Origin of the sequence: Rhodopseudomonas pseudopalustris (assembly GCF_900110435.1) — a bacterium.
In the GTDB taxonomy this organism is placed as follows: Bacteria; Pseudomonadota; Alphaproteobacteria; order Rhizobiales; family Xanthobacteraceae; genus Rhodopseudomonas; species Rhodopseudomonas pseudopalustris.
Genome location: NZ_FODT01000001.1, coordinates 271,932 through 286,189 on the forward strand (window position 1 = coordinate 271,932; position 14,258 = coordinate 286,189).

Below are 14,258 nucleotides of genomic sequence, written 5' to 3' on the forward strand. Positions count from 1 at the left end.
CAAGGTGAAGCCCCAGAACGCTGGTCGAGCCTGTCAGCGCCCTCTGGGGCCGGATTCCGCGATCCTGACAGGATGCCGTCTTGACCGGCAGGACGAAGTCCAATTTGTCGTCGGATGACCCGTCACCTGTGTCGGTGTACGACGGTCGCAGCCTGCTACTTCTTCTTCGCCGGCGCGAAGTTCTGATCGCTGATTGGATTCACCGTCGGGGTCTGCAGAACGATGAATCCGAGCTTCACCGACTCGTGGCAGGAATTGCAGCCGGCGGTCAGCTCGCCATAGGCCTTGACGAAAGCCTTGCTGTCCTCGGCGGCGATCGCCGCCGCCACCGCGTCGAGCGGCTTCGCCATGGTGGTGACGTCGTTGACGGCGAGGCTCTGATACAGCGACGCCGCCTCCTGCAGCCGCGCCTTGATCTGCCGGGTCTGATAGCCGGCGAGTTTCCAGTTTGCCGCCTTGCCTGCGAACCACAGCTTGATGTGGCGCAACTGCGCCGCCTCCATCAGATCGGCGAGCCGCGGGTTGCTGGCCCTGGCGGCGTCGCCGGCGAGCGGCTGGGTTGGAGGCTGCTGCGCGCCGGCCGGCGCAATCGCAGCGGCCAGCATCAGGCTGGCGAGGAGGAGTGTGATCGGCTTCGAGCGCATACGGCACCTGTGCGGGGAGCGCGCCCACCGGCGCGGCGCGACGGAATTCGTCTCCGTCAAGGAGTATCGCGGCAACCGCCGCATAAGCAATCACCCACCGCCGCGCGGCGGTAATCAGCGGCAGTCAGTCGCGGCGGGGCGGCGCGAGACCACTCTTGGCTGCGCAGGCTGGCGCGTTTGCCGGCTCTGATCACATCAGAACCGAAACTCTCGAATCTCGTCTTGACGGGCTTTCTTCCTCCGGACCGGCGTCCACTTCGCGCGAAAACGCTTTTGAGCATGATTCCGAAAAGTGGACGCCGGTTTCCGGAAATGATCATGCTCGACCAAGAACCTGGAGCGGGACGGCGATTCGACGATCAGTCATCCGGCTCTGGAGAGCGATCCCCACCCCATGCGCTGCATCCCGGACCCTCGATGACCCCTCGCCCGCTTCGCCTTGCCCTTCTCGCGCCCGTGGTGGCACTGACGCTCGCCTCGACCCCGCTGTTTGCCGACCACGCGGCGGCGCCCGTCGATCTGCGGATTCTCGCGATCAACGACTTCCACGGCTATCTGCGGCCGCCGCAGAGCGGCATCGCGATCGACGACCCGGCCGATCCGGCGAAGAAGATCACTGTGCCGGCCGGCGGCGCCGAGCATATGGCGACGCTGATCCGGCAATTGCGCGACGGCCACCCCAACAGCATCTTCGTCGCCGCCGGCGATTTGATCGGCGCCAGCCCGTTTCTGTCGGCGATGTTTCACGACGAGCCGACAATCGAGTCGCTGTCGCTGATGGGGCTGGCGCTGTCCGCGGTCGGCAATCACGAATTCGACGAGGGCAAGACCGAACTGATGCGGATGCAGAACGGCGGCTGCCATCCGGTCGACAAATGCCTCGGGCCGCAGCCGTTCACCGGCGCGAAATTCCAGTATCTCGCCGCCTCCACCGTCGAGACCGCGACCGGCAACACCATCTTGCCCGCTTATGCGATCCGCGAATTCGGCGGCATCCCGGTCGCCTTCATCGGGCTGACGCTGAAGGCGACGCCAACCATGGTGTCGCCGCCCGGCGTCGCCGGACTGCAATTCAAGGACGAGGCCGACACCGTCAATGCGCTGGTGCCGGAGTTGAAGGCGCGCGGCGTCGAGGCGATCGTGGTGCTGATCCACGAAGGCGGATTTCCGAGCGGCGGACTCAACGAGTGTCCGGGAATCTCCGGGCCGATCGTCGATATTGTCAGGAAGTTCGACAAGGCCGTCGACGTGGTGATCAGCGGCCACACCCATCGCGCCTATCGCTGCACGATCGACGGACGACTCGTCACCAGCGGCGACAAATACGGCACGCTCGTCACCGCGATCGATCTCGTGCTCGATCCGAAGACGCGCGACATCGTCCGCGCCAAGGCGGACAATGTCATTGTGCACACCGCGACGCTGGCGAAGGACCCGGCCCAGACCGCGCTGATCGAGACCTATGACAGGCTCGCCGGACCGATCGCGGCGCGGCCGGCGGGCGCGATCACCGCGGCGCTGTCGCGCGTTCCGAATGCGGCCGGCGAAAGCCCGCTCGGCGATCTCGTCGCCGACGCCCATCTCGCGGCGACCAGCGACCGGGAAACCGGCGGCGCCGCAATCGCGATCACCAATCCGGGCGGTCTGCGCGCGGATATCAACCCCGCCTCCGGCGGCCAGGCGCCGTTCCGGGTGACGTTCGGTGACGTGTTCGCGGCGCAGCCGTTCCGCAATCAGCTGGTGACGATGACGCTGACCGGCGCGCAGCTGAAAGCGGCGCTGGAGCTGCAATGGCAGGATCCGGCGCGGCCGCGCATCCTGCCGGTGTCGAAGGGATTCAGCTATGCGTGGGACAATTCCGGCGCGCCGGGCGCGCGCATCATCGCCGAGCGGATGACGCTCAACGGCCAGCCGATCGCGGCCGATCGAAGCTACCGCGTCACGGTCAACGCCTATCTGGCCGCCGGCGGCGACGGCTTCAGCCCATTCACGCAGGGGACGGATCGGCTGACCGGCGTCTACGACGTCGACGCCTTGTTCGGCTATTTCAAGGCGCACAGTCCGATCGCGCCCGCTCCGCTGGACCGCATCATGCGATTGAACTGAGTGGGTCCACGTATCACCGAAACGTGGTTACCGGTTTTCGCGCCATGCTGCACTGCTGATCGCGCGCAACATTTTCTTTCGGCGAACCGGTTTCCACTTTGCTGAAAAATGCTCTAAGCCTTAAGCTGCCCTTCCGCGAAACGCGGCGAATAACTAAGTTCATCTCATCTTGTTGTCGTCATCATTGATCGGACGTTCAGGCGCTCCCGAATGACCACACTGTTTCTGACCCATTCCGCGTGTCTCGAGCATCATACGCCGGAGGGCCATCCCGAACGCGCCGAGCGGCTGATCGCCGTCAACAAAACGCTGACCGCGGAGCGGTTCGCGACGCTGGCGCGCGGCGAGGCGCCGATCGGTTCGCTCGAGCACATCGCGCTGTGCCACACCGATCACCACATCGTCGAGATGCGCCACATGTCGCCCTCGACCGGCATCGTCTATGTCGACGGCGACACCTCGATGTCGCCGGGCACGTTCGAAGCGGCGCTACGCGGCGTCGGCGGCGCGGTCTCCGCGGTCGACGCGGTGATGAAAGGCAGCGCCGCCAACGCCTTCGTTGCGACGCGGCCGCCCGGTCACCACGCCGAAGTGACCAAGCCGATGGGCTTCTGCTTCTTCGGCAACGCCGCGATCGCGGCGCGCTACGCCCAGCGCAAATACGGCATCGAACGCGCCGCGGTGGTGGATTTCGACGTCCATCACGGCAACGGCACGCAGGACATCTTCTGGGGCGACCGCACCGTGATGTATTGCTCGACCCACCAGATGCCGCTGTTTCCCGGCACCGGCTCGGCCGGCGAACGCGGCGAGCACGACAACATCGTCAACGCCCCGCTCGCCTCGGAAGACGGCGGCAAGGAATTCCGCTTCGCGTTCGAGACCGCGATCCTGCCCCAGCTCAAGCGCTTCGCGCCGGAACTGATCGTGATCTCGGCCGGCTTCGACGCGCACTACCGCGACCCGCTGGCGAGCCTCAATCTGCACGCCGAGGATTTCGCCTGGGTGACGCAGCAGCTGATGGAGGTCGCCGACCAGACCGCAGGCGGCCGCATTGTTTCGGTGCTCGAGGGCGGTTATGATCTGCAGGGCCTGAGTGAATCAGTCGCCGCCCATGTCGGCGCGCTGATGGGCGCCTGAGCGGCGCCTCAGCCCCACAGTCCCCAACGCCAAGACCGCCGCGCCGCGGCGCATCCAGGAGCCCGCCGATGGCCGACGCCGCCCCCGCCGATGTCAAGAAGCTCAGCTTCGAACGCGCGATGGAGGAACTCGAAACCATCGTCAAACGGCTCGAAGACGGCAAGGTGCCGCTGGAGGAGTCGGTGGCGATCTACGAGCGCGGCGAAGCGCTGAAGCGGCGCTGCGATGAATTGCTGCGTCAGGCCGAAGCCAGGGTCGACAAGATCACCACCGACGCCCAGGGCAAGCCGGTGGGAACCGAGCCGCTCGACGTTCAGTAATCCTGCAGCAGTCCTTGCAGCCCTGCAGGAACCCTGCAGCGGCCCGGGCGTTCAGCAAACCGACAGCTTGCCGGTATTATCTGAAGGTCGATCGCCTTTGGCCGGTCGGCGTCGCAAGGCCGTGACCGGCATGCAACAGCCGGTTCCCATATTCGCGGATCAACCCTATTGGCCGAAAGTTTGCGCAGACTGGCCAGGCCGTGGGCGGCCCACGGTTGGCTTTGAATTGAGCTTTGTGTAAAGGTATGACCTTATGCGCCGAGAGTGACACATTGCCGGGATGGCAGTGTCAGGTTCGGTGGACGTGTGCGGCCGCAATAAAGTGATCCAGATCACTTCAACTGAACGAGGCGCACCGTAACGCTTCGTTCGTTGATTTCTCCTGAGCAAGGAGGCGGAAGTCAGGTGGGCTTTCGCGGATTGGACAGTTCGGACCATTCGTCGCGGGCCCTCACCAGCCCCATAGTCAAGACTGGAATATCGCCGTGACCGAATTGAGTAAAACTCCGCTTCTCGACACCATCCGCACGCCGGAAGATTTACGCAAGCTCCGGGTCGATCAGGTCCAGCAGGTCGCCGACGAATTGCGTCAGGAAACCATCGACGCCGTTTCGGTCACGGGCGGCCATTTCGGCGCCGGTCTCGGCGTCGTCGAACTGACCACCGCCATTCACTATGTCTTCGACACCCCGCGCGACCGCCTGATCTGGGACGTCGGCCACCAGGCCTATCCCCACAAGATCCTGACCGGCCGCCGCGACCGCATCCGTACGCTGCGCACCGCTGGCGGCCTGTCCGGCTTCACCAAGCGCACCGAGAGCGACTACGATCCGTTCGGCGCTGCGCATTCCTCGACCTCGATCTCCGCCGGCCTCGGCATGGCGGTGGCGCGTGATCTCGCCGGCGGCAACAACAACGTCATCGCGGTGATCGGCGACGGTTCGATCTCGGCCGGCATGGCCTATGAGGCGATGAACAACGCCGGCGCGATGAACTCCCGTCTTATCGTCATTCTTAATGACAACAACATGTCGATCGCGCCGCCGGTCGGCGCGATGTCGGCGTATCTGTCGCGGCTGTACTCCGGCAAGACCTACCGCTCGCTGCGCGAGGCCGGCAAGCAGATCGGCAAGCACCTGCCGAAGCTGATCGCCGACCGCGCCGCCCGCGCCGAGGAATATTCCCGCGGCTTCATGATGGGCGGCGGCACGCTGTTCGAGGAGCTCGGCTTCTATTATGTCGGCCCGATCGACGGTCACAACCTCGATCATCTGCTGCCGATCCTGCAGAACGTCCGCGACGCCGAGACCGGCCCGTTCCTGATCCATGTCGTGACCCAGAAGGGCAAGGGCTACGCCCCGGCGGAAGCCGCGTCCGACAAATATCACGCGGTGGTCAAGTTCGACATCGCCACCGGCACCCAGGCCAAGGCCAAGTCGAACGCGCCGTCGTATCAGAACGTGTTCGGCCAGAGCCTGGTCAAGGAAGCCGCCAAGGACGACAAGATCGTCGGCATCACCGCGGCGATGCCGTCCGGCACCGGCATCGACATCTTCGAGAAGGCGTTCCCGGCCCGCACTTTCGACGTCGGCATCGCCGAGCAGCATGCGGTGACCTTCGCCGCCGGTCTGGCGACCGAAGGCTACAAGCCGTTCTGCGCGATCTATTCGACCTTCCTGCAGCGCGCCTATGACCAGGTGGTCCACGACGTCGCGCTGCAGAGCCTGCCGGTCCGCTTCGCGATCGATCGCGCCGGCCTGGTCGGCGCCGACGGCGCGACCCATGCGGGTTCGTTCGACAACGCCTATCTGGGCTGCCTGCCGAACATGGTGATCATGGCGGCCTCCGACGAAGCCGAGCTGGTGCACATGGTGGCGACGCAGGTCGCGATCAACGACCGGCCGAGCGCGCTGCGCTATCCGCGCGGCGAAGGCCGCGGCGTCGAGATGCCCGACGTCGGCGTGCCGCTGGAAGTCGGCAAGGGCCGCGTCGTCCGCCAGGGCAATAAGGTCGCGCTGCTGTCGTTCGGAACCCGGCTCGCCGAGTGCGAGAAGGCCGCCGAGGAACTGGCGGCGCTCGGCCTCTCCACCACCGTCGCCGACGCGCGCTTCATGAAGCCGCTCGACGTCGATCTGGTGCTGAAGCTCGCCAACGAGCACGAGATCCTGATCACCATCGAGGAAGGCTCGATCGGCGGCTTCGGCACCCATGTGATGCAGACGCTGGCCGAACACGGCAAGCTCGACGGCGAGGTCAAGATGCGGGCGATGGTGCTGCCCGACGTGTTCCTCGACCACGACACTCCGACGGCGATGTATGCCAATGCCGGCCTCGACGCCAAGGCGATCGTCAAGAAGGTGTTCGAGGCGCTCGGCAAGGAACACAAGGCCGAGACCGTCAAGCTGGCCTGAGCGCGTGAGCTGCATCAGCCTTTCCGCGAGTCATTCCAGCGCGCTCACCAACGGGTCCGGCCTTCGGCCGGCCCGATGACAGGCTCCGTGAGCGAACCCGGAATCCATAACCCCTGCAGGGAGTATGGATTCCGGGCCTTCGCCACGATCGGCTGACGCCGACCGTGACGAATCCCGGAATGACGAACATCTACCTCGCCGGTCCCGACGTTTTCCTGCCCGATGCTATCGAGGTCGGGCGGCGCAAGGCTGAGCTGTGCGCACGGTACGGCCTTGTCGGCCTGTTCCCGCTCGACAATGCGGTGGCGCTGGCGACGCATGATGCGTCGATGCAGATCTTCCGTGGCAACGAGGCGATGATGGATCAGGCCGACGCGGTCATCGCCAATCTGACCCCGTTTCGCGGTCCCAGCGCCGACGCCGGCACCGTGTACGAACTCGGCTACATGGCCGGACGCCGCAAGCTCGTGCTCGGCTACAGCAACGATCCCGCGACCTATGCGGAGCGCGTCGCGCGCCACCAACCGATCACGCCAAGCGACGGCCTGCTGATCGGCGCTGACGGCCTTGCGGTCGAGGATTTCGGCCTGCCGGACAATCTGATGCTGATCCATTCCCTTGAATTGCACGGCGCGCCGCTGGTGACGCCGCGCAAGGCGCCGGGCGATGTTTGGCGCGACCTCGCCGCGTTCGAAGCCTGTCTGCGCATCGCCGCCGAGCGGCTGACGCCGGACGCGGCGCGCTGATCATGGCCGGGCCGGCCGATCCATCGCCCCGCAAACGCGCCGATGTGGTGCTGGTCGAGCGCGGCCTGTTCGAGAGCCGCGCCCGCGCGCAGGCGGCGATCGAAGCCGGGCTGGTGTTCGCGGACGGCAAGCCGGTGACCAAGGTCTCCGAGCCGATCGCGCTCGACGCCGCGCTCGACGCGCAGCCGGCGCATCCATGGGTGTCGCGCGGCGGCGTCAAGCTCGCCGGCGCGCTGGAGCGCTATCCGATCGAGATCGAGGATCATGTCTGCCTCGATGTCGGCGCCTCCACCGGCGGCTTCACCGAGGTGCTGCTCGCCAACGGCGCGGCGCTGGTGTTCGCGGTCGATGTCGGCCGCGCGCAGTTGCACCCCTCGCTGCGCGGCCATCCGAAAATCGTGTCGATGGAAGCCACCGACATCCGCAGCCTCGACGGCAAGCGGCTGCCGCAGCGGCCCGATGTGGTGGTGATCGACGCCAGTTTCATCTCGCTGAAGCTGATCCTTCCGACCGCGCTGACGCTCGCCGCCGCGCCGATGAGCCTGCTGGCGCTGATCAAGCCGCAATTCGAAGCGCCGTCGAAGCACGGCATCGTCCGCGACGCCGCGGTGCATCGCGCGGTATGCCGCGACATCGAAGCGCTCGCCGCCTCGCACGGCTGCAACGACATCGCCGTATTCCCATCAAGCATCGCGGGCGGCGACGGCAACAGCGAGTTCTTCCTCGGCGCCCGGCGCGGCTGAAGGCGCGACGACTAATAGCGTTTTCGAGCGAAGTGGGGACCGGTTCGCGTGAAGAAAACGCGTCAGAACAAAAAGCTGGAGCTCGGGTTCTGATTTGATCAGAACCCGAACGCGAGCCAGAACCAAAGTCTTACTCCGGCCGCAAGTTCGGTTATGGTGCGCGCCATGACCTCCTCGGATCTGGATCTTGCCGCCGGCGCGCCCGCGCCGGCGAAATCGTCTGCGTGGCGGACTGAAATCGTCGAGACGTTGTGGCTCGCGGTGCCGATGGCGCTGACGCAGCTCGGCCAGATCGCGATGATGACCACCGACCTCGCGCTGATCGGCCGGCTCGGCGACGCCGCCGTGGCCGCGGCGGCGCTTGCGCATACGGTGTGGCTGGTGGCTTTCATGCTCGGCATCGGCCTGGCGTCGGCGGTGGCGCCGCTGGCGGCGCAGGCCTATGGCGCGCGCTCGCCGCGGAAGGTCCGCGCCTCGTTGCGGGTCGGGCTGTGGGCGTCGCTGATCGCCGGCGTCCCGCTGACGCTGAGCCAGTTCTACGGCGAGGAACTGTTGCGGGCCGCCGGCCAGGACGCGCGCACCGCGCAGCTCGCGGGCCACTATCTGCACGGGCTCGCATGGTCGCTGGTGCCGGGCTGGATGTTCATCGCGTTCCGCAGCTTCATGGGCGCGGTCAACCGCCCGGAGCCGGCGCTGTGGATCATGTTCGCCGCGGTGCCGATCAACGCCGTGCTCGCTTACGCGCTGATCCATGGCGAGTTCGGCCTGCCGGCCCTCGGCATCCTCGGCGCCGGCCTCGCCACCGCGCTGGTGTCGATGGGGAACTGCGTCGCCGCAGCCGTGGTGTGCGTCAGCATGCAGCCGTTCCGCAAATATCGGGTGTTCGGCCAGTTGTGGCGGCTGGATGCGCCGCTGATGAAACGGCTGCTCGGCCTCGGCCTGCCGATCTCAGGCGCCTCGGTGCTCGAATATGGGCTGTTCGGCGCCGCCGCGTTGCTGATGGGCCAGATCAGCACCACTGCACTGGCCGCGCATCAGATCGCGCTGCAGGTGGCGGCGATCATGTTCATGGTGCCGATGGGCATCTCGCTCGCCGCGACCGTGCGGGTCGGCCACGCGGTCGGCCGCCACGATCCGGCCGGCGCACGGCGGGCCGGCTTTGCCGCGATCGGGCTCGGCCTCGCCTTCATGGCCTTGATGACGCTGCTGGTGGCGCTGACGCGGTACGACATTCCGCAGCTGTTCCTCGGCGACACCGTCACCGCCGCCGAGACCGCGCAGCTCACCGCCTCGCTGCTGGTGGTGGGCGCCAGCTTCTTCATGGCGGACGGCCTGCAGGTGGTCGCCAACGGCGCGCTGCGCGGCCGCAACGACACCCGCATCCCGCTGCTGTTCGCGGCGCTCAGCTTCTGGGCGATCGGTTTTCCGTGCAGCTACCTGCTGGCTTTTCCCGCCGGCTTCGGACCGTTCGGCGTCTGGATCGGGCTGGCGATCGGGCTCACGGTCTATGCCGCGCTGCTGGTGTGGCGATTCCATCTGCTGACGCGCGAGCCGCTGCCGGGCCTGGCGCGCGGGTAAGCCCTGCCGGCTTGCCGCCGCCGGGCGCGCCGGGGGATGTTCCGGCGCGATTTCTTCACGCGAAGCGGTATCCACTCCGCTCGAAAACGCCTATCGCATCACCATGACTGAAATTCTTGCGATCGATCACGTCGGCCACCGCGGCGACGGCGTCAGCCTCGCTCAAGGCGGCGCCGTCTATGTGCCCTACGCGCTCGGCGGCGAGACGGTCGAGGCCGCGCCGGTCGCCGGCCATCCCGACCGCCGCAAATTGCTGCGCGTCGATCGCGCGAGCCCGCAGCGGATCGCGCCGTTCTGCCCGCATTTCGGCATCTGCGGCGGCTGCGCGATCCAGCACTGGCAGCCCGACGCGTACCAGGCGTGGAAACGCGATCTGGTGATCGAGACGCTGCGCCAGGCGAAGATCGATTGCGCCGTCGATCCGCTGATCGACGCGCATGGCACGGGCCGCCGCCGCATCACGCTGCACGCCCGCAAGGGCACGCATGACGTGTTGAAGGTCGGCTTCAGCGCGGTCGCGAGCCACGACGTGATCGCGATCGATGCCTGCCCGATCCTCGATCCGGCGCTGGACGGCGCCATCGAGGCGGCGTGGGCGCTGGCGGAAACGCTCACCTTCATCGGCAAGCCGCTCGATATCCAGGTCACCGCCGCCGAGAACGGTCTCGATGTCGACGTCCGCGGCTCCGGCCCGCTGCCGTCGAAAATGATCACGGCGCTGTCCAGAATCGCCGAGCAACACAACCTCGCGCGGCTGACGCGGCACGGCGAGCTGGTGCTGATGCGGACGCCGCCGACGGTGATGATCGGCCAGGCGCGGGTGACGCTGCCGCCGGGCGCGTTCCTGCAGGCGACCGCGCTCGGCGAACAGACGCTGGCGGAGCTGGCGCTGGCGCAGATCCAGCGCGCCAAGCTGATCGCCGATCTGTTCTGCGGCGTCGGTCCGTTCGCGCTGCGGCTCGCCGCGAAGGCGCGGGTGTTCGCCTGTGACAGCGACGCGCCCGCGGTGAACGCGCTGCAGAAGGCCGCGCAGGCGTCGTCGGGACTGAAGCCGATCAAGGCCGAGCCGCGCGATCTGTTCCGCCGGCCGTTGGCGCCGCCGGAGTTGCTCGACTTCGACGTCGTGCTGTTCGATCCGCCGCGGCAGGGCGCGCAGGCGCAGGCCGCGCAACTCGCCGCCAGCCGCGTGCCGCTGATCATCGCGGTGTCGTGCAACGCGCAGACCTTCGCCCGCGACGCGCGGCTCCTGATCGACGGCGGCTATCGGCTGGAGAAGGTGACGCCGGTCGATCAGTTCCGGCACACGCCGCATGTGGAATTGGTCGGGGTGTTGCGGAAGTAGTCGGCTCCAGACGACCTGCCCCCGTCATTCCGGGGCGCGAGCGGAGCTCGCGAACCCGGAATCTCGATGTGCCCTGAACCTCGGGATTCCGGGTTCACGCGCTGCGCGCGTGCCCCGGAATGACGTAGTTGAGTGTCGAGTCGAGAACGCGACTACCCGATCGCGATGCCGCCGCCGATGGTGCGGTTGAGCACTTGGGTGGTGCGTTCGATCCGCTCGGCGGCGGAGTTCAGCGCGGCGGCGACGGCGCGGTTGGTCGTCACCGTGCGGTCGATCGACTGGCTGCGATCGTCGCGCAGCGTGTCGACTTCCTGCTGAAGCGCCGCGAGGCGGCTGTGGGCGTCGAGCAGTTCGTCGGCCATCATCAGCGCGGCCATCACCGTCAGCCGCGCGTCGCCGATCTCGCCGAAGCGGCCGCGCAGGCTCTGGATCCGGCTTTCGAGATTATCCGCAAGCCCAAGTAACTGCGGCTCCTGGCCCGGCTCGCAGGCCATCCGGTATTGCCGGCCGTTGATGGTGACGCTGACATGGTTGGCGGAGGCGGCCGCATCTTTCGGATTCATGACGGCTCCTCGTCGGCCTGCTCGGTCTCGAGCACGGCGCGGATGGTCCCGATCGCGGCGTCGAGCCGTTGCGCGATCTCGCGATTGGCGCGCTCGAGCTTGCGGGTGCGTACCAGCGAACCGTCGAGCTCGTCGGCGAGCCGCGAGCGATCGGCGCCGAGCGCCTGGATCCGCGAGGCCAGCTCGTCCTCGTCGCGATCGGCCTCGGCGCGGCGCTCCACCGCGCTCTCCAGCGCCTCGAGCGCAGCGGCCAGCCGACGCGTCGCCGCGACGATCTCGGTCGGAGCCTGATCGGCGCTGATGGAACCGGAGACGGGACGATCGGTCATGGTGTGTTGCGCGACCCTCGCAGCTTCAGGCGTCCAAATAAAACCTACGATCACACAAGCCTTTAGAGCACGAAATTTACGTGGCAAGGCAGCGAAGCGCAACGCTGCTGCTCAACTATGCACCGCAAAGCGCAGGGCTCGGGTTTACCGCAGGTCGGCTGCCTTGGACTCGCCTGATCAGGGTGCTATGCCACCGTAGCACCCCGGTTTTTGGCCTTCTCACGTGTCTGGCTGTGCCGGAGCGACAGCGCGTTCCGACCCCCGGAGCGCCGGCAAACACGATTTCAGGTGGTTACATCATGGCGAAGGTCGATCATTCCCGTATGGCGAACGCAATCCGGGCGCTGGCGATGGACGCGGTCGAGAAGGCCAAATCCGGCCACCCCGGCCTGCCGATGGGCGCCGCCGACGTCGCCACCGTACTGTTCACCGACTTCCTGAAATTTGATGCCGCCGATCCGCACTGGCCGGATCGCGACCGCTTCATCCTGTCCGCCGGCCACGGCTCGATGCTGCTCTACGCACTGCTGTACCTCACCGGCAATTCGGAGCTGACGCTCGACCAGATCAAGGCATTCCGCCAGCTCGACTCCCGGACGCCGGGACATCCGGAAAACTGCATTACCGATTCGGTCGAAACTACCACCGGCCCGCTCGGCCAGGGCGTCGCGTCGTCGGTGGGCACCGCGCTGGCGGAGCGGCTGCTGGCTGCGGAGTTCGGCGAGATCGTCGATCACTACACCTATGTGCTGTGCTCGGACGGCGATCTGATGGAAGGCGTCAGCCACGAAGCGCTGGCGCTGGCCGGCCATCTCAGGCTGTCGAAGCTGATCTTCCTCTACGACGACAACGGCATCTCGATCGACGGCCCGCTGACGCTGACCGACAATGTCGACCAGGTCGCGCGCTTTCAGGCGCATGGCTGGAATGCGATGCGGATCGACGGCCACGATCACACCGCGATCGCCGCAGCGATCAAGGCGGCGCAGGCGTCCGACCGGCCGACCATGATCGCCTGCAAGACCACGATCGGCTTCGGCGCCCCGACCCGGGCGGGCACCTCCAAGGCGCATGGCGAGCCGCTCGGCGCAGAAGAACTGGCCGGCGCCAAGAAGGCGCTGGGCTGGGATTACGGCCCGTTCGAAATCCCGGACGACGTGCTGTCGGCGTGGCGCGCGGTCGGCAGCAAGGGCGCCAAGGCCCATGCCGCGTGGCAGACGAAACTCGACGCGATGGACAAGGATCTCCGCGCGGAATTCCAGCGCCGGGTGATCGACCGCAAGCGCCCGGCCGCGCTCGACGGCGCGATCCGCAAACTCAAGGACAGGCTGGTCGACGAGCCGCAGACCATCGCCACCCGCAAGGCCAGCGAACTGGCGCTGGAGGCGATCGTCGAGGTGGTGCCGGAAATGCTGCTCGGCTCGGCCGATCTCACGCCCTCCAACAATACCCGCACCAAACACGCCAAGGACGTCACGCCAGAGGATTTCTCGGGCCGTTACATCCATTACGGCATCCGCGAAATGGGCATGGCGGCGGCGATGAACGGCATCGCAATGCATGGCGGCTTCGCGCCGGCCGGCGGCACCTTCCTGTGCTTCGCCGACTACGCCCGCCCCTCGATGCGGATCGCGGCGCTGTCACACGTGCCGGTGGTCTACATCATGACCCACGACTCGATCGGCCTCGGCGAAGACGGCCCGACCCATCAGCCGGTCGAGCACCTCGCCTCGTTGCGCGCGATGCCGAACATGCGGGTATTCCGCCCGGCCGATCCGGTCGAGACCGCGGAGTGCTGGCAGCTCGCGCTCGAGAACACCGGCGGCCCGACGGTGCTGGCGCTGTCGCGGCAGAATCTCACGCCGGTGCGTACCAGCAAGTCGGACGACAACCGCTGCGCCAAGGGCGGCTATGAGCTGATCGCCGCCAAGGGCAACGCCAGCGTGTCGATCTTCGCCACCGGCTCCGAGGTCGAGATCGCGGTCGCCGCGCACAAATTGCTGGCCGACAAGGGCATTGCGGTGCGCGTGGTGTCGGTGCCGTCGCTCGATCTGCTGCTGCAGCAGGACGACGCGACCCGAAAGGGGATCATCGGCGATGCGCCGGTCAAGGTCGCGGTCGAGGCCGCGGTGCGGTTCGGCTGGGACGCGGTGATCGGCCCGGACGGCGGCTTCATCGGGATGTCGGGCTTCGGCGCCAGCGCTCCGGCGAAAGACCTCTACAAGCATTTCGGCATCACCGCCGAAGCTGTCGCGGAGGCTGCGTCAAGCCGCCTCGGGGGCAAGTAAGGCTTTGATCTGAATCATGAACGAGCGGATTGCAACCGCTCGGTATTC

Annotated in this window: 12 protein-coding genes; 9 read left to right on the forward strand and 3 right to left on the reverse strand. The window is 66.9% G+C overall.

The window, feature by feature from the left end:
- Positions 1-155: 155 nt before the first annotated feature.
- On the reverse strand, positions 156-644 hold the full coding sequence (locus BMY71_RS01290; RefSeq protein ID WP_092681192.1) for a hypothetical protein: 489 nt from the start codon (positions 642-644) through the stop codon (positions 156-158).
- 417 nt (positions 645-1,061) lie between these two features.
- Here BMY71_RS01290 and BMY71_RS01295 point away from each other — a divergent pair, with 417 nt between their 5' ends.
- The 8 genes from BMY71_RS01295 (at position 1,062) to BMY71_RS01330 (ending at position 11,030) form a co-directional block, all read left to right on the forward strand.
- Positions 1,062-2,750, forward strand: a complete 1,689-nt coding sequence (locus BMY71_RS01295; RefSeq protein ID WP_092681194.1) for a bifunctional metallophosphatase/5'-nucleotidase — start codon at positions 1,062-1,064, stop codon at positions 2,748-2,750.
- Between the two features lie 210 nt (positions 2,751-2,960).
- Complete coding sequence (locus tag BMY71_RS01300) at positions 2,961-3,890, forward strand: histone deacetylase family protein (RefSeq protein WP_011504681.1); 930 nt, start codon at positions 2,961-2,963, stop codon at positions 3,888-3,890.
- Positions 3,891-3,958: 68 nt separating this feature from the next.
- Positions 3,959-4,210 (forward strand): exodeoxyribonuclease VII small subunit, encoded by a 252-nt coding sequence (locus tag BMY71_RS01305; RefSeq protein WP_011504682.1) that lies wholly within the window; start codon positions 3,959-3,961, stop codon positions 4,208-4,210.
- A gap of 494 nt (positions 4,211-4,704) precedes the next feature.
- Complete coding sequence (gene dxs, locus BMY71_RS01310) at positions 4,705-6,621, forward strand: 1-deoxy-D-xylulose-5-phosphate synthase (RefSeq protein ID WP_175557598.1); 1,917 nt, start codon at positions 4,705-4,707, stop codon at positions 6,619-6,621.
- Between the two features lie 179 nt (positions 6,622-6,800).
- Entirely contained in the window at positions 6,801-7,367 is a 567-nt protein-coding gene (locus BMY71_RS01315; protein WP_092681198.1) for a nucleoside 2-deoxyribosyltransferase, read from the forward strand.
- Positions 7,368-7,369: 2 nt separating this feature from the next.
- A complete protein-coding gene (locus tag BMY71_RS01320; protein ID WP_092681200.1) occupies positions 7,370-8,110 on the forward strand; it encodes a TlyA family RNA methyltransferase in 741 nt (246 codons plus the stop codon).
- Positions 8,111-8,275: 165 nt separating this feature from the next.
- Positions 8,276-9,688 carry an MATE family efflux transporter gene (locus BMY71_RS01325; RefSeq protein WP_244525952.1) on the forward strand — a complete coding sequence of 471 codons (1,413 nt, stop codon included), beginning with the start codon at positions 8,276-8,278 and terminating at the stop codon, positions 9,686-9,688.
- 103 nt (positions 9,689-9,791) lie between these two features.
- Positions 9,792-11,030 (forward strand): class I SAM-dependent RNA methyltransferase, encoded by a 1,239-nt coding sequence (locus BMY71_RS01330; RefSeq protein WP_092681204.1) that lies wholly within the window; start codon positions 9,792-9,794, stop codon positions 11,028-11,030.
- A gap of 152 nt (positions 11,031-11,182) precedes the next feature.
- On the opposite strand, the gene BMY71_RS01335 is transcribed toward BMY71_RS01330, so the two are convergent.
- Positions 11,183-11,593 carry a cell division protein ZapA gene (locus tag BMY71_RS01335; RefSeq protein ID WP_011504688.1) on the reverse strand — a complete coding sequence of 137 codons (411 nt, stop codon included), beginning with the start codon at positions 11,591-11,593 and terminating at the stop codon, positions 11,183-11,185.
- Positions 11,590-11,922 carry a DUF4164 domain-containing protein gene (locus BMY71_RS01340; protein ID WP_011504689.1) on the reverse strand — a complete coding sequence of 111 codons (333 nt, stop codon included), beginning with the start codon at positions 11,920-11,922 and terminating at the stop codon, positions 11,590-11,592. Before BMY71_RS01340 ends, BMY71_RS01335 begins: the two co-directional genes overlap by 4 nt.
- A gap of 299 nt (positions 11,923-12,221) precedes the next feature.
- Here BMY71_RS01340 and tkt point away from each other — a divergent pair, with 299 nt between their 5' ends.
- The gene (gene tkt, locus BMY71_RS01345) at positions 12,222-14,210 is read left to right on the forward strand and encodes a transketolase (protein WP_092681206.1); all 1,989 of its coding nucleotides are present in this window, start codon (positions 12,222-12,224) and stop codon (positions 14,208-14,210) included.
- The last annotated feature ends 48 nt before the right edge of the window (positions 14,211-14,258 follow it).

Coding starts and splice junctions, on each gene's coding strand:
- BMY71_RS01300 (WP_011504681.1), top strand. CDS start 2,961: ATGACCACACTGTTTCTGACCCATTCCGCGTGTCTCGAGCATCATACG.
- BMY71_RS01295 (WP_092681194.1), top strand. CDS start 1,062: ATGACCCCTCGCCCGCTTCGCCTTGCCCTTCTCGCGCCCGTGGTGGCA.
- tkt (WP_092681206.1), top strand. CDS start 12,222: ATGGCGAAGGTCGATCATTCCCGTATGGCGAACGCAATCCGGGCGCTG.
- BMY71_RS01305 (WP_011504682.1), top strand. CDS start 3,959: ATGGCCGACGCCGCCCCCGCCGATGTCAAGAAGCTCAGCTTCGAACGC.
- BMY71_RS01290 (WP_092681192.1), bottom strand. CDS start 644: ATGCGCTCGAAGCCGATCACACTCCTCCTCGCCAGCCTGATGCTGGCC.
- BMY71_RS01340 (WP_011504689.1), bottom strand. CDS start 11,922: ATGACCGATCGTCCCGTCTCCGGTTCCATCAGCGCCGATCAGGCTCCG.
- BMY71_RS01325 (WP_244525952.1), top strand. CDS start 8,276: ATGACCTCCTCGGATCTGGATCTTGCCGCCGGCGCGCCCGCGCCGGCG.
- BMY71_RS01335 (WP_011504688.1), bottom strand. CDS start 11,593: ATGAATCCGAAAGATGCGGCCGCCTCCGCCAACCATGTCAGCGTCACC.
- BMY71_RS01320 (WP_092681200.1), top strand. CDS start 7,370: ATGGCCGGGCCGGCCGATCCATCGCCCCGCAAACGCGCCGATGTGGTG.
- BMY71_RS01315 (WP_092681198.1), top strand. CDS start 6,801: ATGACGAACATCTACCTCGCCGGTCCCGACGTTTTCCTGCCCGATGCT.
- BMY71_RS01330 (WP_092681204.1), top strand. CDS start 9,792: ATGACTGAAATTCTTGCGATCGATCACGTCGGCCACCGCGGCGACGGC.